Origin of the sequence: Actinoplanes sp. CA-051413, assembly GCF_050955795.1 — a bacterium.
Taxonomy (GTDB): Bacteria; Actinomycetota; Actinomycetes; order Mycobacteriales; family Micromonosporaceae; genus Actinoplanes.
Map to the genome: position 1 here is coordinate 630898 of NZ_CP192100.1, position 18366 is coordinate 649263.

Here is an 18366-nt window from a genome sequence, read left to right on the forward strand (position 1 = left end):
GAAATGTTTCATACGGCGTGTGACGAACGTAGGTGGCCCCGATCACACGTGTCAAGCACCTGGATGAAACCTTCTCGAAACGGGAAGCCGGGTGGTACGAGTTATCCCGTACGATGTCGCTTCAACGTTTCAAAGGGGGATCCGTGGTCAACGGCAGGACACCGTCCGTCAAGGACGTCGCCCGCTCGGCCGGGGTCTCCCTGGGCACGGTCTCGAACGTGATGAACCGCCCCGAGGTGGTCAGCCCGACCACCCGGGAGCGGGTCGAGCGGGCCATGGTGGAGCTGGGCTTCGTGCGCAACGAGTCGGCCCGGCAGCTGCGGGCCGGCACCAGCCGCACCCTGGCCTACGTGATGCTGGACGGCAGCAACCCCTTCTTCCACGACGTCGCGCAGGGCATCGAGCTCGCCGCCGAGGACGCCGACCTCTCGCTGTTCATCTGCAACAGCAACGGCCGGGCCGAGCGCGAGGAGGTCCACCTCGACCGCCTCATGCAGCAGCGGGTGCAGGGCATCCTGATCACCCCGGTCAATCCGGACGCGCCGCACCTGGCCGAGATCAGCCGCCGCGGCATCCCGGTGGTCATCGTCGACCGGGTCGGTGCGGGCGGTCTCTTCTGCTCGGTCGCCGTTGATGACGTGCTGGGCGGCCGGATCGCGGTCGAGCACCTGGCCGAACAGGGGCACACCCGGGTCGCGGTGGTCGGCGGGCCGGAGTCGATCGGTCAGGTCCGCGAGCGAGTCGAGGGGGCCCGGCAGATCTGGGCCGAGCTGGGCCTGCCGCCGGAGGATCTGATCCATCTGCCGACGGCCGGGCTGACCGTCGCCGAGGGCCGCTCGGCGGGTGAGCGGCTCGCCGGCATCCCGGTGCGACGCCGGCCGACCGCCGCGTTCTGCGCCAACGATCTGCTCGCGCTCGGTCTTCTGCAGCAGAGCATCGGCGCGGGCCTGCGGGTGCCGGAGGAGCTGGCCATCGTGGGCTTCGACGACATCGAGTTCGCCGCCGCGGCCGCCGTGCCGCTGACCTCGGTGCGCCAGCCGCGCCAGGAGCTGGGCCGGGCCGCGGCGCAGCTGGTGATCGACGAGGCGACCAATCCCGAGCATGTGCACCAGCAGCCGTTGTTCGTCCCGGAGCTGGTCGCGCGGGCCTCCACGGTCGTCCGTTCCCGCGCGTACTGACATCGTTTCATCAGCCGGCGGATCGGGCGCGAAGTATTGACCCCGGCGCCGATCGGCCCGTAACCTGCTGGCAATCTGTGAAACGTTTCATGGCCCGACCGGTCTTATGGCCCAGCCTGCGAAGGATGCTCATGTCTAACCCCGCAGTCAGCGACCTCCTGGCCCGCAGCAACCGCCTCGGCGCCGACCCGCGCAACACCAACTACGCCGGCGGCAACACCTCGGCCAAGGGGACGGAGATCGACCCCGTCACCGCCGCGCCGACCGAGCTGGTCTGGGTCAAGGGCTCGGGCGGCGACCTCGGCACGCTGAAGGAGTCCGGCCTCGCGGTGCTGCGGCTCGACCGGCTCCGCGCGCTGGCCGGTGTCTTCCCCGGCGTCGACCGCGAGGACGAGATGGTGGCCGCCTTCGACTACTGCCTGCACGGCCGTGGTGGCGCCGCCCCGTCGATCGATACGGCCATGCACGGCCTGGTGGACGCGCCGCACGTCGACCACCTGCACCCGGACGCCGGCATCGCGCTGGCGACCGCGGCCGACGGCCCGGCGCTGACCAAGGAGATCTTCGGCGACCGGGTGCTGTGGGTGCCGTGGCGCCGGCCCGGTTTCCAGCTCGGCCTCGACATCGCCGCCGTGCAGCGGGCCAATCCGCAGGCCATCGGCGTTGTGCTCGGCGGTCACGGGATCACCGCGTGGGGCGCCACCAGCGCCGAGTGCGAGGCCAACTCGCTGGACATCATCAACACCGCCGCGGCGTGGATCGCCGCGCACGGCCGTGAGGCGCCGTTCGGCCCGCTGGTGCACGAGCCCCTGCCCGATGAGGTACGCCGTGAGCGCGCGGCCGCCCTGTTCCCGATCGTGCGCGGTCTCGCCTCCACCGACCGTCCGCAGGTGGGCCACTACACCGACAGCGAGGTCGTGCTCGACTTCGTACGCCGCGAGCGGATGCCCGAGCTGGCCGCGCTGGGCACCTCCTGCCCGGACCACTTCCTGCGTACCAAGGTCAAGCCGCTGGTGCTGGACACCGCGCCGGACGCCCCGCTGGAGGAGGTCGAGGCCCGGCTCAAGGAGTTGCACGCCGCCTACCGCGAGGACTACCGCGCGTACTACGAGCGGCACGCCGGCCCGGACAGCCCGGCCATGCGCGGTGCGGACCCGGCGATCGTGCTGGTCCCCGGCGTCGGCATGTTCAGCTTCGGCGCCAACAAGCAGACCGCGCGGGTGGCCGGCGAGTTCTACGTCAACGCGATCAACGTGATGCACGGCGCCGAGTCGGTCTCGACCTACGCGCCGATCGACGAGTCGGAGAAGTTCCGGATCGAGTACTGGGCGCTGGAAGAAGCCAAGCTCCGGCGGATGCCCAGGCCCAAGCCGCTGGCCACCCGGATCGCGTTCGTCACCGGCGGCGGCTCGGGCATCGGCAAGGCGATCGCGCTGCGGCTCGCCGCCGAAGGCGCCTGCGTGGTCGTGGCGGACCGGGACTTCGATGCCGCGACCGCGGTGGCGGCCGAGATCGGCGGCCCGGACGTCGCGGTGGCGGTGGCCGCCGACGTGACCTCCGAGACGCAGGTCGGCACCGCGCTGCGGGACGCGGTGCTGGCCTTCGGCGGGGTGGACCTGGTGGTCAACAACGCCGGGCTGTCCATCTCCAAGCCGCTGCTGGAGACCACCGAGGCCGACTGGGACCTGCAGCACGACGTCATGGCCAAGGGCTCGTTCCTGGTCGCCAAGGCCGCCGCCGGCGTCATGATCGGGCAGGGGCTGGGCGGCGACATCGTCTACATCTCCAGCAAGAACTCGCTGTTCGCGGGCCCGAACAACGTCGCGTACGGCGCGGCCAAGGCTGACCAGGCGCACCAGGTCCGGCTGCTCGCCGCCGAGCTGGGCGGGCACGGCATCCGGGTCAACGGCATCAACCCCGACGGCGTGGTCCGCGGCTCCGGCATCTTCGCCGGTGGCTGGGGCGCCAAGCGGGCCGCCGTGTACGGCGTACCGGAATCCGAGCTCGGCGCCTACTACGCCCAGCGCACGCTGCTCAAGCGCGAGGTGCTCCCGGAGCACGTGGCGAACGCGGTGTTCGTGCTGACCGGCGGCGAGCTGTCGCACACGACCGGCCTGCACATCCCGGTGGACGCCGGGGTGGCGGCGGCCTTCCTGCGGTGAACACCTTCGCGGCGGTTGACCTGGGCGCGTCCAGCGGGCGCGTCATGGTCGGCCGGGTCGGCCCGGGGTCGCTGTCGCTGGACGCCGTCAACCGTTTCGCCAACGAGCCGGTGCGCGCCGGCGGAACGCTGTACTGGGACATCCTCGCGCTGTACCGCGGCGTCCTGGAGGGTCTGCGCCTCGCCGGGCCGGTCGACGGCATCGGCATCGACTCGTGGGCGGTGGACTACGGGCTGCTCGACGCGACCGGGACGCTGCTCGGCAACCCGGTGCACTACCGGGACACCCGCACCGAGGGCGCGGCCGCCAAGGTCGCCGCGGTCGTCGGCGAGGACAAGCTGTACGCGCTGACCGGCCTGCAGAAGCTGCCGTTCAACACGATCTACCAGCTGGTGGCCGCGGCCGGCACCCCGCAGCTGGACGCGGCCCGGCAGCTGCTCATGATCCCGGACCTGCTGGCCTACTGGCTGACCGGCGAAACGGGAGCGGAATTCACCAACGCTTCCACCACCCAGCTTCTCGATCTAGGCTCAGGGGGGTGGGCCGGAGAACTGATGTCCGCGCTCGGGATCCGGCCCACTCTCTTCCCGCCGCTGCGCGTGCCCGGCACGGTCATCGGCCCGGTGCGGCCCGAGCTGGGCCTGGGCACCCCGGACGTCATCGCGGTCGGCTCGCACGACACCGCCTCGGCCGTGGTGGGCGTCCCGGCAGCCGGTGACAGTTTCGCCTACATCTCCTGCGGGACGTGGTCGTTGGTCGGCGTCGAGCTGAACGCGCCGGTGCTGTCCGAGGCGTCCCGGCTGGCGAACTTCACCAACGAGGGCGGCGTCGACGGCACCGTGCGCTATCTGCGCAACGTGATGGGGCTCTGGCCGTTGCAGGAGTGCCTGCGCGAGTGGGGCGCGCCCGACCTGCCCGTGCTGCTGCGCGAGGCTGCGGCCGTGCCTGCGTTCCAGGCCGTTGTTGATCTCGACGACCCGGTGTTCCTGCCGCCGGGCGACATGGTCGCCCGGCTCACCGCGGCCAGCGGCCGCGGCTCGTTCGGCTCGCCCGCCGCGGTCGTGCGGTGCATCCTGGACAGCCTGGCGCTCGCCCACCGTCGTGCGGTGCGCCAGGCCCAGGAGCTGTCCGGGCGGCACGTCGACGCGGTGCACATCGTCGGCGGTGGCGCCCGCAACGAGCTGCTCTGCCAGCTCACCGCCGACGCCTGCGGGCTGCCCGTGCTGGCCGGGCCGGTCGAGGCGACCGCGTTCGGCAACGTGCTCGTGCAGGCCCGGGCCGCGGGAACGATCAACGGTGATCTCTCGGCACTACGGGCCCTGCTGCGGGAGACTCAGCAGATCGTGCGCTACGAACCGCGCGGCGACGCAGCCGCGTGGCAAGCGGTCGAGCGCCGGCTGGAGGCCTGACATGCGCATTGCCTTGTTCGTGACCTGCCTGGCCGACACCATGTTCCCGGCCGCGGCCAAGGCGACCGTGCAGTTGCTGGAGCGGCTGGGCCACGAGGTGGTCTTCCCCGCGGGACAGACCTGCTGCGGCCAGATGCACATCAACACCGGCTACCAGAAGGACGCGCTGCCGCTGGTCCGCCGGCACGTGCGCACGTTCGCGCCGTACGACGTGGTGGTCGCGCCCTCGGGATCGTGTGTCGGGTCGGTGCGGCATCAGCACGCCATGGTGGCCCGGGCGGCGGGCGACGAGGGGCTGGCCGCGCGGGCCGAGGACGTCGCCGGGCGGACGTACGAGCTGTCCGAGCTGCTGGTGGACGTGCTCGGGGTGGAGGACGTCGGGGCGTACTACCCGCACCGGGTCACGTACCACCCGACCTGCCACTCGCTGCGGATGATCCGGGTCGGCGACAAGCCGCAGCGGCTGCTGCGCCACGTCCGCGGGCTGGAGCTGATCGAGCTGCCCGCGGCCGACCAGTGCTGCGGCTTCGGTGGCACCTTCGCGCTGAAGAATGCCGACACGTCGACCGCGATGCTGGCCGACAAGATGCGCCACGTGCTCGACACCGGCGCGGAGGTCTGCACGGCCGGTGACTCGTCCTGCCTGATGCACATCGGCGGCGGCCTGTCCCGGCTCGACGCGGGCGTCCGGACCGTGCATCTCGCCGAGATCCTCGCCGCGACGGAGGCCACCACATGAGCACGTTCCTGGGGATGCCCACGACGGCGCCGCGCGGGGTGGGCAACCTGCGCGGCGACGAGCCGTTCCCGGCCGCCGCGCACAAGGCGCTCGGCAACGCCCAGCTGCGCCGCAACCTGGGCCACGCCACCGCGACGATCCGGGCCAAGTCCGGCGCGGTCATCTCCGAGCTGCCCGACTGGCAGGAGCTGCGTACGGCCGGCTCGGCGCTCAAGACCGACACCATGGCCCGGCTGCCCGAGCTGCTGCTCCAGCTGGAGGAGAAGGTCACCGCGGCCGGCGGCGTCGTGCACTGGGCCGCCGACGCGAACGAGGCCAACCAGATCGTCACGGAGCTGGTCCGGGCCACCGGCCACGACCGGGTCATCAAGGTCAAGTCGATGGCCACCCAGGAGATCGGCCTCAACGAGGCGCTGGAGGCGGCCGGCATCGAGCCGGTGGAGACCGACCTGGCCGAGCTCATCGTCCAGCTCGGGCACGACAAGCCCAGCCACATCCTGGTGCCGGCGATCCACCGCAACCGCGCCGAGATCCGCGAGATCTTCCTGCGCGAGATGCCCGGCGTCGACCCGGCGCTGACCGACGAACCGGTGATCCTGGCCGGAGCCGCCCGGCGCTACCTGCGCGAGACCTTCCTGAGCACCAAGGTCGCCGTGTCGGGGGCCAACTTCGCCATCGCGGAGACCGGGACGCTGGCGGTGCTGGAGTCCGAGGGCAACGGCCGGATGTGCCTGACCCTGCCGGAGACCCTGATCACGGTCATGGGCATCGAGAAGCTCGTGCCGACCTGGCAGGACCTCGAGGTGTTCCTGCAACTGCTGCCGCGGGCGTCGACCGGGGAGCGGATGAACCCGTACACGTCGATGTGGACCGGGGTGACGCCGGGCGACGGCCCGCAGAACTTCCACCTGGTGCTGCTCGACAACGGGCGCACCGCGGTGCTGGCCGACGAGGTGGGCCGCCAGGCGCTGCACTGCATCCGCTGCTCGGCGTGCCTCAACGTATGCCCGGTGTACGAGCGGACCGGCGGGCACGCGTACGGGTCGGTCTATCCCGGGCCGATCGGGGCGGTGCTGTCGCCGCAGCTCACCGGAGTCGAGGACAACGCCTCGCTGCCGTACGCGTCGTCGCTCTGCGGTGCCTGTTTCGACGCCTGCCCGGTGAAGATCGACATTCCCACGATCCTGGTGCACCTGCGCAACGAGGTGCCCCATCCGCGGGCCGAGAAGGCGGTGATGGCGTCGGCGGCGTACACGATGGACCACCCGAAGCTCTACGCGGCCGCGCAGCATGCCGCCAAGCTCAGCAAGCTGGCCGGCCGGCGCTTGCCGCCGCCATTGAACGGCTGGACCGCCAGCCGGGATCTGCCGGAACCGCCGCCGGAGACCTTCCGCGACTGGTGGGCGAAGCGATGAGCAGCCGCGAGCTGATGCTGGGCCGGATCCGGGCCGCGCTCGGCGACACCGGGCCGCCGGCCGGGATCCCGCGCGACTACCGTCGCGGTGACCAGGTGGCCGACCTCGACCTGCTGGTGCACCGGCTGGAGGACTACAAGGCGGTCGTGCACCGCGGTGTCTCGATCGCCGAGACCGTGGCCGCGCTCGCCCCCGCGCCGCTGATCGTGCCACCCGGCATCGATCCCGCGTGGCTGCCCGACGGTGTCGAGGTGCTGCGCGACGAGGGGCTGAGCGCCGACACGCTGGCGGTCGCCGGGGGAGTGCTGACCGCGGCCACGGTCGCCGTCGCGGAGACCGGGACCATCGTGCTCGACGGCTCGCCCGACCAGGGCCGCCGGATCATCTCCCTGCTACCGGACCTGCACATCTGCGTGGTCCGCGCGGACCAGGTGGTCGCGTCGGTGCCCGAGGCGCTGACCCGGCTCGACCCGCACCGGCCGCTCACCTGGATCAGCGGCCCGTCGGCCACCAGCGACATCGAACTCAACCGCGTCGAGGGCGTCCACGGCCCGCGCCGCCTGCACGTCATCCTCACGGAGGCTCCGTCATGACTGACCTTCTTCCTGTCAAGCAGCGGCGCAAGACCCGGATCGGCCTGGTCGCCGGTGGCCTGGGCACGTACTGGCCGCAGTTCCCGGACCTGCTGCCGCAGTTGCAGGAGTCGGCGCGTTACGTCTCACAGCGCTTCCAGGACATGGACGCCGAGGTCACCGACGTCGGCTTCATCTCCGACGCGCAGGAGGGGGCGGCCGCCGCGGAACAGCTGCGCCGGGCCGACTGCGATCTGATCGTGCTGTTCCTGACGACGTACCTGACCGCCTCGATGGTGCTGCCGATCGCTCAGCGCGCCAACACCCCGGTGCTGGTCATCGACCTGCAGCCGACCGAGAAGATGGACCACGCGTCCTTCGACACCGGGGCCTGGCTGGCGTACTGCGGGCAGTGCCCGGTGCCGGAGATGGGCAACACGTTCCGCCGGGCCGGGATCCCGTTCCGGTCGGTCTCCGGCTGGCTGCGGCAGGAGTCGGCCTGGCGGCGGATCGGCCAGTGGATCCGGGCCGCGCACGTCCGCGCGGCGCTGCGGCACGCCCGGCACGGCCTGATGGGCCACCTCTACCCCGGCATGCTGGACGTCTCGACCGACCTGACGCTGCTGCCGGTGACGTTCGGCTCGCACGTCGAGGTGCTGGAGTTCGACGACCTGCGCCAGCGCGTCGAAAAGGTCACCGAGGCCGAGACCAAGCAGCGGATGGACCTGGCCCGGGAGATCTTCACCCTGGACGACACGGTCCGGGAGGAGGACTTCGCCTGGGGTGCGACCGTCTCCGTGGCGCTGGACCGCCTCGTCGACGACTTCGAGCTGGACAGCATCGCCTACTACCACCGCGGCCTCGACGGTGAGCAGCACGAACGTCTCGGCGCCGGCATGATCCTGGGTGCGTCCCTGCTCACCGCCCGCGGCATCCCGACGACCGGCGAATACGAGCTGCGGACGACCGTGGCCCAGCTGGCCACCCAGGCGGTCGGGGCCGGCGGCTCCTTCTGCGAGCTGCAGGCACTGAACTTCGAGGACAACGTGGTGGAGATGGGCCACGACGGCCCGGCGCACCTGGCGGTCAGCGCCCGCGACCCGCTGCTGCGCGGGCTGGGCGTCTATCACGGCAAGCGCGGCTGGGGCGTCAGCGTGGAGTTCGACGTACGGCCCGGCCCGGTCACGCTGCTGGGTCTGGGACAGGACCGGGACGGCTCGCTGGCGTTCATCGCCGCCGAGGGGACCGTGGTGCCGGGTCCGCTGCTGGCGATCGGCAACACGACCAGCCGGGTCGACTTCGGCCGGGACCCGGGCGAATGGGTGGACGACTGGAGCGCGTCCGGCGTGGGTCACCACTGGTCCCTGTCGCTGGATCACCGGGCCGCGGACTACAAGGCGGCGGCCAGCCTGCTGGGCATCGACTTCCGGCAGGTCTGAGCACCACGCCGGCGGCCTGGAGGCATGCTCGGGCCATGACCACGATCGGGTTCCTGCACACCGCCGATGTCCACGTCGCGACGTTCCACGCCCTGGTGGCCGAGCGGGGCCACCAGGATGTGCACCTCGTCGACGCCACTCTGCTGGTCGACGCCCGGGAGCGCGGCGTGGACGCCGCCCTTGAGGAGCGCCTGGCTGAGCGGCTGCGAGAGCTCGCCGGCCGAGGCCCGGACGTCATCGTGTGCACCTGCTCGACCCTGAGCGGGCACGCCGAGCGGATCCCGGTGGCTGTGCCGGTGCTGCGGATCGACCGGCCGATGGCCGAGCGGGCGGTCGCGATCGGAGGCCGCATCGCGGTGGTGGCGGCGGTGGAGTCCACCCTCGCGCCGACCCAGGAGCTGCTGCTGGAGTGCGCTGCCGGAGCGGACGTGGTGATTGCTCCCTGCCTGGACGCCTGGGCCCTGTTCGAGGCCGGCGACCAGGCCGGTTACCTGCGGGCGATCGCGGCGCACGCCCGCACGCTGGACGCCGACGTGATCGTGCTCGCCCAGGCCAGCATGGCCCCCGCCGCCGAGCTGCTCGCCGACCTGCCGATCCCGGTGCTCAGCAGCCCGCGTACGGCGGTGGAAAGGGCGATCACGGTCGGGGCCGGGAAATATCTTGCGCCGCCGCCCTAGGCGACTACACACGTGTGTAATAACCTACACATGTGAGTAGTGATCTGACGGCGCGAGCGCGCATCCGGGACGCGGCCATCCGTCTCTTCGCCGAGAAGGGCATCGGGCCGGCGACGATCCGCGACATCGCCCAGGCCGCCTCGGTGTCCTCCGGCCTGCTGCGCCACCACTTCGGTTCCAAGGAAGGCCTGCGCGACGCCTGCGACGACTTCGCGACCGAGCGGATGGCCACCCTGCGCGCGCAACTACTGGCGCGGGGCGGCTTCGGTGACGCCGCCTTCGTCGGTTCGGTGCATCCCGAGTCGATGCTGCTGCAGCGCTATCTCGTGCGCTCCATGATGGACGGTTCGCCCGCGGCCGAGGTCATGTTCGAGCGGATGGTGGAGGCGGGCGAGCTGTGGCTGGCCGACCAGCCGATCAAGAGCAAGGATCCGCGCGCGTACGCGGCCGTGCTCGTCGCGATGAAGATGGGCATGTTCCTCATGCGGGAACAGCTCTCCCGGGTGCTCGACGTCGATCTCGACGAGCCCGCCCACCACGCCCGCATGCTCCGGGCGTCCGTCGAGATCTTCGCGCAACCCCTGCTCGATGCCGACCGGGCCGACGAGGCGTACGCGGCCCTGGACCGGCTCACTGTCCCTGAGGAGTCATGACATGACCGAGGCGATCAGCGTCGCGGGGCTCACCAAGAGCTTCGGGCGCACCCGGGCCCTGAACGGCCTGGACCTGCACGTGCGGACCGGTGAGGTGCACGGCTTCCTCGGGCCCAACGGCGCCGGCAAGACCACCACCATCCGGATCCTGCTGGGTCTCATGCACGCCGACGGTGGCAGCGCCGCACTGCTCGGCGGCGATCCGTGGGCCGACGCGACCGCCCTGCACAAGCGGCTCGCGTACGTGCCGGGCGACGTCACGCTCTGGCCCAACCTGTCCGGTGGCGAGGTCATCGACCTGCTGGGCCGGCTGCGCGGCGGCCTCGATCCGCGGCGCCGCGACGAGCTGCTGGCGCGGTTCGAGCTGGACCCGCGCAAGAAGGGCCGCGCCTACTCCAAGGGCAACCGGCAGAAGGTCGCCCTGGTCGCCGCGCTGGCCTCCGATGTGGAGCTGCTCATCCTGGACGAGCCGACCTCCGGGCTGGACCCGTTGATGGAGGAGGTGTTCCGCGACGTCATCCGCGACGAACGCCGCAACGACCGGACCGTGCTGCTGTCCAGCCACATCCTGTCCGAGGTCGAGGCGCTCTGCGACCGGATCACCATCATCCGCGAGGGGCGCACCGTGGAGACCGGCACGCTGGTCGACCTGCGCCACCTGACCCGTACCTCGATCGAGGCGGAGCTGATCGGGCCGGTCGACGGGCTGGCCACCCTGCCGGGCGTGCACGACCTGCGCACCGAGGCGGGCCGGGTGCACTTCGACGTGGACGCCGACGCGCTCGACCCGGCTTTGCGCAAGCTGGTCGGGGTGGGCGTGCGCAGCCTGGTCAGCCAGCCACCGACCCTGGAGGAGCTGTTCCTCCGGCAGTACCGGGAGCCGGCGCGATGACCGGCACCGGGCAGCTCATCCGGCTGATCCTGCGCCGCGACCGGGTGCTGCTGCCGCTCTGGGTGGTGCCGCTGGCGCTGATCCCCGCCCTCTACGTCTCGTCCTTCGAGGCGTTGTTCCCGACCGACGCGGAACGCATCGGATACGCCCGGGTCAGCGCGGGCAACGCCGGTTTCGTCGCGCTCTACGGCCCGCTGCACGGCACCGGTCTCGGCGAACTGGTCGCCTGGCGGGGCGGCTTCATCCCGGTGCTGGTGGCGCTGTTCAGCGTGCTCACGGTCATCCGGCACACCCGTACGGATGAGGAGGCCGGACGCACCGAGCTGATCGGGGCCGCCGCGGTCTCGCGGCACGCCGGGCTGTTCGCGGCGCTGATCGTGGCCTTCGGCGCCAACGCGGTGCTGGCCCTGATCCAGGCGCCGGTGATGATCTCCCAGGGGCTGCCGGTCACCGGCTCGGTGCTGATGGCGCTCGAATTCGCGCTGGCCGGCTGCATGTTCGCCGCCGTCGCCGCGGTCTGCGCCCAGCTGGCCGGGGGCGCACGGTCGGCGCGCTCGCTCGCGCTGGTCGCGCTGGGCATCGCGTACGTGCTGCGCCTGGCCGGCGACGTCAGCGACATCGGCGACGGCGCGACCGGCTGGCTGTCCTGGCTCTCGCCGATCGGCTGGGTCCAGCACATGTTCCCGTACGGCGCGGACGTGTGGTGGCCGATCGTCCCCGCTGTCGGGCTCAGTGCCCTGCTCGTCGGGGCTGCCGTGTTCCTGGCCGCGCACCGCGACGTCGGTGCCGGGGTGCTGCCCGACCGCCCCGGCCCGGCGGTCGCTGCCCCCGGGCTGCGTTCCCCGCTGGCGCTGGCCTGGCGGTTGCACCGCGGCATGCTGATCGGCTGGGTGACCGGCTTCGCGCTGCTCGGCCTCGTCTTCGGTGCCGTCGCGCAGAGCGTCGCCGACCTGGTCAACGACAGTCCCGAGCTGGCCGATGTCTTCGCCCGGCTGGGCGGCGCCTCGGGCGCGGTCGACAGCTACCTCGCCGGGGTCACCGGCATCCTGGGACTGATCGCCGCGGCCTACGCCGTGCAGGCGCTGCTCCGGGTACGCGACGAGGAGGGTGCCGGGTCCGCGGAGCTGGTGCTGACAACCGGCGTGAGCCGGCTGCGCTGGCTGGCGAGCCACCTGGTGTTCGCCTTCCTGGGGCCGGTCCTCGCGCTGGTCGTGAGTGGCGCGGTCGCCGGGGTGGTGCACGGGCTGGCGTCCGGTGACGTGGGCGGCCAGGTCGCCGCGATGCTGGGTGGTGTGCTCGCCCAGGTGCCCGCGGTCTGGGTGCTGGCCGCCGTGGCGGTCGGGCTCTTCGGCCTGCTGCCGAGGCTCGCCCCGGTCGCCTGGGGTGCGGTCGCGGCGTGCCTGCTCGTGCTGCTGGTCGGGGCCGCCCTCCAGCTGTCTCAGTGGGTGCTGGACCTCTCGCCGTTCACCCACATCCCGCACCTGCCGGGCGGGCACGCCACCGCCACGCCCTTCGTGGTGCTGACGCTGGTCGCGGCGGTGGTGGGCGCCGCCGGCCTGGCCGGCTTCCGCCGCCGCGACGTGCCCACCACCTGATCCACTCTCCGTCCGGCTCCGTCAGCGGGGCCGGTCGGGGAGCAGGCGTTCCTCGAAGTCGAGCTCGCGTTCCAGCACCCGCAGACCCTCGTCGGAGAGCCGGTCCGCGTCCCGCCAGCGCAGCAGTTCCTCCCGCTGGGCGTCGATCACCGCCCGGCGCACCCGCAGCCCGGCCTCGTACTGCGGGGACACCGGGACCTCGTCCGAGTCGGACTGGTCGAGCAGGTCCAGCCGGCGGCGGTAGCGATCCATCCGGAGGCCGAGCTGCTTGCGTACCGTCTCGATGGCGTGGTCCTCGATGTCGTCGTGCTTCTCGTGGTCGATCTCGTCGAGCCGGTCCAGGGCCGCCTGCACCGACGCCGAGCGGGCCTCGTTGCGTAGCCGTACCTTGTCGGCCTCGTTGGCGCGCAGCCCGAGCAGCCGCACCAGCGGGGCGAAAGTGACGCCCTGGCCGACCAGCGTCACCAGCACCACGACGAACGCGCAGAACAGCAGCAGGTCCCGGTCCGGGAACGGCGAGCCGTCGCGCAGGGTGAGCGGCACCGTGAAGATCGCCGCCAGGGTGATGACCCCGCGGGTGCCGGCCCAGCTCAGCGCCGTGATCTCCTTGCCGTTGAGCCGGCGTTCCCGTTCCTTGCCGCGCTGCTCGGTCTCGTCGCTGGTGCCGCCGAGGCGGGTGTGCAGCGAGATCGGCAGCATCTGGGTCAGCACCAGGAACAGCGGGCGCAGCAGCAGCACCACGCCGACGGAGATGGACACCGCGATGACGATCGTGGAGGTCTCGTACTGCGACAGGCCCCGGACCACGGCCGGCAGCTGCTGGCCGATCATCAGGAAGACCAGTCCCTCCAGCAGGAAGTCGACCAGCCGCCAGACCGCGCTGACCTGCAGCCGGCTCGCGCCCGAGCTCATCCTGGGCATGTCGTGCCCGACGATCAGCCCGGCCACCACCACGGCCAGCACACCGGAGACGTGCACCCGCTCGGCCAGCAGGTACGCCACGAACGGCGTGCCGAGCGAGATGGCGTTGGCGATCAGCGGGTCCTGCATGAGCCGACGGGCGGCCCGGACCGCGTAGGCGACCAGGATCCCGGCGATGACCCCGCCGACCGCCATGATGACGAACTCGCCCACCGCGGACGTGATGGAGAAGCTGCCGTTGGAGGCGGCGGCCAGCGCGACGCTGAGCAGGGTCAGCGCGGTGGCGTCGTTGAGCAGGCCCTCACCCTGGATCAGGGTGACGATGTTGCGGGGCAGGCCGATCCGCTTGCCGATCGCGAGCGCGGCCACCGGATCGGGCGGCGCCACCGCGGCGCCCACCGCGACGCCGGCGGCGAGCGTGGCGCCGGCCACGAACAGGCTGAAGCCGTAGCCGATGAGCACGGCGGTGAGCAACACCAGCACCACGGAGAGGCTGATCACAGTGCGCAGGTTGCGCCGGATGTCGACCAGTGAGGAGTCCAGCGCCGCGTTGTAGAGCAGCGGCGGCAGGATGAGAGTCAGGACCAGGTGGGGGTCCAGCTCGATGTTGGGACCGGGCAGGACGGCGTAAAGGATTCCGGTGACCGTCAGGAGGGCGGCGGCGGGCAGGCCGGTCTTACCGGCGACCCAGCGCATCGCGACCACCACGGCGACACCGGCCAGGATGAACAGCAACGTCGTCTCGACTTTCACCCGGCACATTCTCCCGGACGGCGGCCGATCGCGCGCTCATGATCGACGGTGGCCCGGGTCTCCCGCCGAGCGGAGAGACCCGGGCCGTCGATCGGTCAGTACCGGTAGTGGTCCGGCTTGTACGGGCCCTCGACGTCGATGCCGAGGTATTCCGCCTGCTTCTTGGTCAGCGTGGTGAGCCGGACGCCGAGCGCGTCCAGGTGCAGCCGCGCGACCTTCTCGTCCAGGTGCTTCGGCAGCACGTAGACCTGCTTGTCGTACGCCTCCGGCTTGGTCCAGAGCTCGATCTGGGCCATCACCTGGTTGGTGAAGGAGTTCGACATCACGAAGCTCGGGTGCCCGGTGGCGTTGCCCAGGTTCATCAGGCGGCCCTCGGAGAGCACGATCACGGCGTGACCGTCCGGGAAGCGCCACTCGTGCACCTGCGGCTTGATCTCGACCTTCTCGATGCCCGGGACCTTGGCCAGGCCGGCCATGTCGATCTCGTCGTCGAAGTGGCCGACGTTGCCGACGATGGCGTTGTGCTTCATCTGCGCCATGTGCTCCGGCGTGATGATGTCCTGGCCACCGGTGGTGGTGATGAACAGGTCGGCCTGGGCGACGACGTCCTCGATCCGGACGACCTGCATGCCGTCCATGGCCGCCTGCAGCGCGCAGATCGGGTCGATCTCGGTGACGACGACGCGGGCACCCTGGCCGCGCAGCGTCTCGGCCGAGCCCTTGCCGACGTCACCGTAGCCGCAGACCACGGCGAGCTTGCCGCCGAGCATGACGTCGGTGGCCCGGTTCAGGCCGTCGACCAGCGAGTGCCGGATGCCGTACTTGTTGTCGAACTTGCTCTTGGTGACCGAGTCGTTGACGTTGATCGCCGGGAAGAGCAGCTCGCCGGTCTTGGCGAACTTGTAGAGCCGGGCGACGCCGGTGGTGGTCTCCTCGGTGACGCCCTTGATCCCGTCGGCGATCTTGGTGAACCGCTGGGAGTCCGACGCCAGGCTGCGGCGCAGGGTGTCGAGGATGATCGTGTATTCGTGGCTGTCCTCGTCGGTGGTCGCCGGGACGGCACCGGCCAGCTCGAACTCCCGGCCCTTGTGCACGAGCAGGGTGGCGTCGCCGCCGTCGTCGAGGATCATGTTGGGGCCGAGGCCGTCACCGAAGGTGAACAGCTGCTCGGTGCACCACCAGTACTCCTCCAGCGTCTCGCCCTTCCAGGCGAAGACCGGGGTGCCGGTGGGCGCCTCGACCGTGCCCTCGGGGCCCACGACGACGGCCGCGGCGGCCTCGTCCTGGGTCGAGAAGATGTTGCAGGAGACCCAGCGGACGTCGGCGCCGAGAGCCACGAGGGTCTCGATCAGCACGGCCGTCTGGATGGTCATGTGCAGCGAGCCGGCGATGCGCGCGCCGCGCAGCGGCTTGGTGTCGGCGTACTCGGCGCGGATCGACATCAGGCCCGGCATCTCGTGCTCGGCCAGACGCATCTGGTGGCGGCCGAACGCGGCCAGCGACAGGTCGGCAACGGCGAAGTCAAGGCCGTTGCGCTGCTGGAGACGATTGTTCATGAAGAAGGGCACCCCCCTCATCGGGAGGCGCCCTTGCGTCTGTGACCCGAGGGGCCGAGCGTGGCGGATGTCCGTGGACTCCGTCGCAGCGCCTCTCGACCCGGGGCTCGCGCCGCTTTCGGGCGCTCGTCCCACCATAGCGTCCGAGCCCCAAGATCGCTGCTGAGCCCGGATTCCTCAGACCCGGCGTTCCTGCTGGTCAAGCAGGGCCTGGGTAAATTGTGGCGTGTCCCACTCCTCGGTCAGGGCCTGCCGCAGCAGCTCTGCCTGGGTCTGCGGGGCCAGCCCGCCGATCGGCTGGTCACGGTCCAGGTTCGTGGGGAACGCGTAGCCCTCGGCCGCCGCCGCGACCACGTTCGCCACGTTCGCGGTGAAGCCGCGCAGCACCGGATAGAGCGCGTGGCACATGGCGGTCCGGTCCACGGTTTCCATGGCCCGGCCGAACGCCGAGGACACCTGCAGCAGGTTCGCCATCCGGCGGACGTCCGCGCTGCGGTTGGTGCCCGCGCCGTGGAACAGCGCCGGGTTGAAGAACACCGCGTCGCCCTTCTCCAGCGGCAGCTGCACGTAGTTGGCCTCGAAGTAGGCGGTGAACTCGGCCAGGTGGAAGGCGACATAGCCGGGCGGGTACTTCTGCGAGTGCGGCAGGTACAGCGTCGGGCCGGTCTCCTCCGGCATGTCGACGTGCGCGACCGCACCCTGCAACGTCAGCGCGGGGGAGAGCTGATGGAGGTGCGCCGGATAGCTTTCGGCCTGCTCGCGGCTCATGAAGCCGAGGTGGTAGTCGCGGTGCGCCACCTGGGCCTGCCCGCCCGGGTTCACCACGTTGATCTGGGAGGTGACCTGGTAGCCGCGGCCCAGCCAGGCCGACGAGACCAGCGCGAGGGTGTCGTTGGCGTAGTAGTCGGCGAACGCCGCCGGATCCCGCAGGGCGAACTTGTCCAGCGCACCCCAGACCCGGTCGTTGGCGCCCGGCTTGGCGAAGTGGTCGCCGCCGACCACCCCGGCCGCCTTCTGCTCCTCGATCATCGCGGTGAAGACCGCGGTGGCGCGGTCCACCACGGCCGGGTCGAACGCGCCCCGGAAGACCACGATGCCGGGGCCGTCGAGCAGCGCGCGGGCCAGCTCGGACTGCCCCTCGCGGCGGTCGGCGGCGTGGATGTCCGGCTCGTAGATCAGCACGTTCTGCCGCACCTGGGCGGCGTGCGGGTAGTCGGCCCGGTCGGTCGCCTGCTCGACCAGGGCCCGGAAGTCGGCGAGGCGGCAGTCGGCCGCCGCGAACCAGGTAGTCATATCGGCAGGCTAGGCCCGCCGACCACCTCAGAAACCCTTGAGAACCCCTCAAAAAACCCTCATCGTGTACGGGGTGAAGCACCCGTACCGGATCCGCGAGATCGCCGCCCAGTCCGGGCTGAGCCCCGCCACGGTCGACCGGGTGCTGCACTCCCGGGGCGGGGTCCGGGCGAGCACGGTCCGCGAGGTCGAGCAGGCCATCGCCGACCTGGACCGGCAGCAGTCGCAGCTGCGCCTCGGCGGCCGCACGTTCATGGTCGACGTTGTCGTGCAGGCCCCGCAGCGGTTCTGCACCGCCGTGCGCGCCGCCCTCGAGGCCGAGTTGCCCGCGCTGCGTCCCGCCGTCATCCGGTCCCGCTTCCACTTCCTGGACAGCCCGTCGGTCGGGGACCTCGTCGGCGTGCTGGACCGGGTGATCCGCAAGGGCTCGCACGGCGTCATCCTCAAGGCCCCGGACGTGCCCGAGGTGGTGGCCGCGGTGACCCGGCTGACCGGACGCGGCACGCCGGTCGTGACCCTGGTGACGGACCTGCCGACCAGCGCCCGGGCCGCGTACGTGGGCATCGACAACCGCGCGGCCGGTGCCACGGCTGCCTACCTGGTGCAGCAATGGCTCGCGGACCGGGCCGGGGACGTGCTGGTGGTACGCGGGCACGGTTCGTTCCGGGGTGAGGACGAGCGGGAGATGGGCTTCCGGGCCGAGATGCGCGCGCGTAACGCGGGGCGCCGGCTGCTGGAGGTCGTGGACGAGGAGGACCGGGCTGACGCCGTACACATCGGCACCCGGGAGGTCCTCGCCGCCCACCCGGCGGTCCGCGCGGTCTATTCGCTCTATGCCGGCGCCGGCGGCAACGCCGCGGTGGTCGACGCCTTCGACCGGCAGCGGCGTCCCTACGACGTGTTCGTCGCGCACGACCTGGACGGGGAGAACACGGCGTTGCTGCGCGAGCGCCGGCTCTCCGCCGTGCTGCACCACGACCTGCGCCAGGACCTGCGTCGTGCCTGCCAGGTGGTGATGCAGGCGCAGGGCGCGCTGCCCGGGCCGGTGCGCTCGAACCCGTCGGCGATCCAGGTGATCACGCCGCACAACGCCCCGCCCGCAGAATTCTGAA

At 71.5% G+C, this 18366-nt stretch carries 15 protein-coding genes; 12 read left to right on the plus strand and 3 right to left on the minus strand.

From position 1 onward, the window contains the following. Positions 1–143: 143 nt before the first annotated feature. The 11 genes from ACQP2Y_RS02980 (at position 144) to ACQP2Y_RS03030 (ending at position 12731) form a co-directional block, all read left to right on the plus strand. Positions 144–1178, plus strand: a complete 1035-nt coding sequence (locus ACQP2Y_RS02980; RefSeq protein ID WP_433724334.1) for a LacI family DNA-binding transcriptional regulator — start codon at positions 144–146, stop codon at positions 1176–1178. 131 nt (positions 1179–1309) lie between these two features. Continuing rightward, positions 1310–3340 (plus strand): bifunctional aldolase/short-chain dehydrogenase, encoded by a 2031-nt coding sequence (locus ACQP2Y_RS02985; RefSeq protein WP_433724336.1) that lies wholly within the window; start codon positions 1310–1312, stop codon positions 3338–3340. Then, complete coding sequence (locus ACQP2Y_RS02990) at positions 3337–4749, plus strand: rhamnulokinase (protein WP_433724338.1); 1413 nt, start codon at positions 3337–3339, stop codon at positions 4747–4749. Before ACQP2Y_RS02985 ends, ACQP2Y_RS02990 begins: the two co-directional genes overlap by 4 nt. 1 nt (position 4750) lies before the next feature. After that, on the plus strand, positions 4751–5488 hold the full coding sequence (locus tag ACQP2Y_RS02995; protein ID WP_433724340.1) for a (Fe-S)-binding protein: 738 nt from the start codon (positions 4751–4753) through the stop codon (positions 5486–5488). Then, positions 5485–6903 carry a lactate utilization protein B gene (locus tag ACQP2Y_RS03000; protein ID WP_433724342.1) on the plus strand — a complete coding sequence of 473 codons (1419 nt, stop codon included), beginning with the start codon at positions 5485–5487 and terminating at the stop codon, positions 6901–6903. Before ACQP2Y_RS02995 ends, ACQP2Y_RS03000 begins: the two co-directional genes overlap by 4 nt. Beyond that, positions 6900–7496: a LutC/YkgG family protein gene (locus ACQP2Y_RS03005; RefSeq protein WP_433724344.1), complete on the plus strand. Its 597-nt coding sequence runs from the start codon at positions 6900–6902 to the stop codon at positions 7494–7496. The genes ACQP2Y_RS03000 and ACQP2Y_RS03005 overlap by 4 nt, the downstream gene beginning before the upstream one ends. Further along, positions 7493–8914 (plus strand): arabinose isomerase, encoded by a 1422-nt coding sequence (locus ACQP2Y_RS03010; RefSeq protein WP_433724346.1) that lies wholly within the window; start codon positions 7493–7495, stop codon positions 8912–8914. The genes ACQP2Y_RS03005 and ACQP2Y_RS03010 overlap by 4 nt, the downstream gene beginning before the upstream one ends. A 35-nt stretch (positions 8915–8949) precedes the next feature. After that, positions 8950–9591: a hypothetical protein gene (locus tag ACQP2Y_RS03015; RefSeq protein WP_433724348.1), complete on the plus strand. Its 642-nt coding sequence runs from the start codon at positions 8950–8952 to the stop codon at positions 9589–9591. A 32-nt stretch (positions 9592–9623) separates the two neighbouring features. Then, entirely contained in the window at positions 9624–10244 is a 621-nt protein-coding gene (locus ACQP2Y_RS03020) for a TetR/AcrR family transcriptional regulator (protein ID WP_433724350.1), read from the plus strand. A gap of 1 nt (position 10245) precedes the next feature. After that, the gene (locus ACQP2Y_RS03025) at positions 10246–11136 is read left to right on the plus strand and encodes an ABC transporter ATP-binding protein (RefSeq protein ID WP_433724352.1); all 891 of its coding nucleotides are present in this window, start codon (positions 10246–10248) and stop codon (positions 11134–11136) included. After that, positions 11133–12731 (plus strand): ABC transporter permease, encoded by a 1599-nt coding sequence (locus tag ACQP2Y_RS03030; protein ID WP_433724354.1) that lies wholly within the window; start codon positions 11133–11135, stop codon positions 12729–12731. The genes ACQP2Y_RS03025 and ACQP2Y_RS03030 overlap by 4 nt, the downstream gene beginning before the upstream one ends. A gap of 21 nt (positions 12732–12752) precedes the next feature. Here the strand turns inward: ACQP2Y_RS03030 and ACQP2Y_RS03035 are convergent, their stop codons facing one another. From ACQP2Y_RS03035 to ACQP2Y_RS03045, 3 genes are all read right to left on the minus strand, one after another. Then, positions 12753–14414 (minus strand): Na+/H+ antiporter, encoded by a 1662-nt coding sequence (locus tag ACQP2Y_RS03035; RefSeq protein ID WP_433724356.1) that lies wholly within the window; start codon positions 14412–14414, stop codon positions 12753–12755. Positions 14415–14500: 86 nt separating this feature from the next. Beyond that, positions 14501–15961 (minus strand): adenosylhomocysteinase, encoded by a 1461-nt coding sequence (ahcY, locus tag ACQP2Y_RS03040; protein WP_433724358.1) that lies wholly within the window; start codon positions 15959–15961, stop codon positions 14501–14503. Positions 15962–16138: 177 nt separating this feature from the next. Continuing rightward, positions 16139–17254, minus strand: a complete 1116-nt coding sequence (locus ACQP2Y_RS03045) for a phytanoyl-CoA dioxygenase family protein (protein WP_433724360.1) — start codon at positions 17252–17254, stop codon at positions 16139–16141. Between the two features lie 73 nt (positions 17255–17327). Between ACQP2Y_RS03045 and ACQP2Y_RS03050 the strand changes: the two genes are divergently transcribed. After that, entirely contained in the window at positions 17328–18365 is a 1038-nt protein-coding gene (locus ACQP2Y_RS03050; RefSeq protein ID WP_433724362.1) for a LacI family DNA-binding transcriptional regulator, read from the plus strand. The last annotated feature ends 1 nt before the right edge of the window (position 18366 follow it).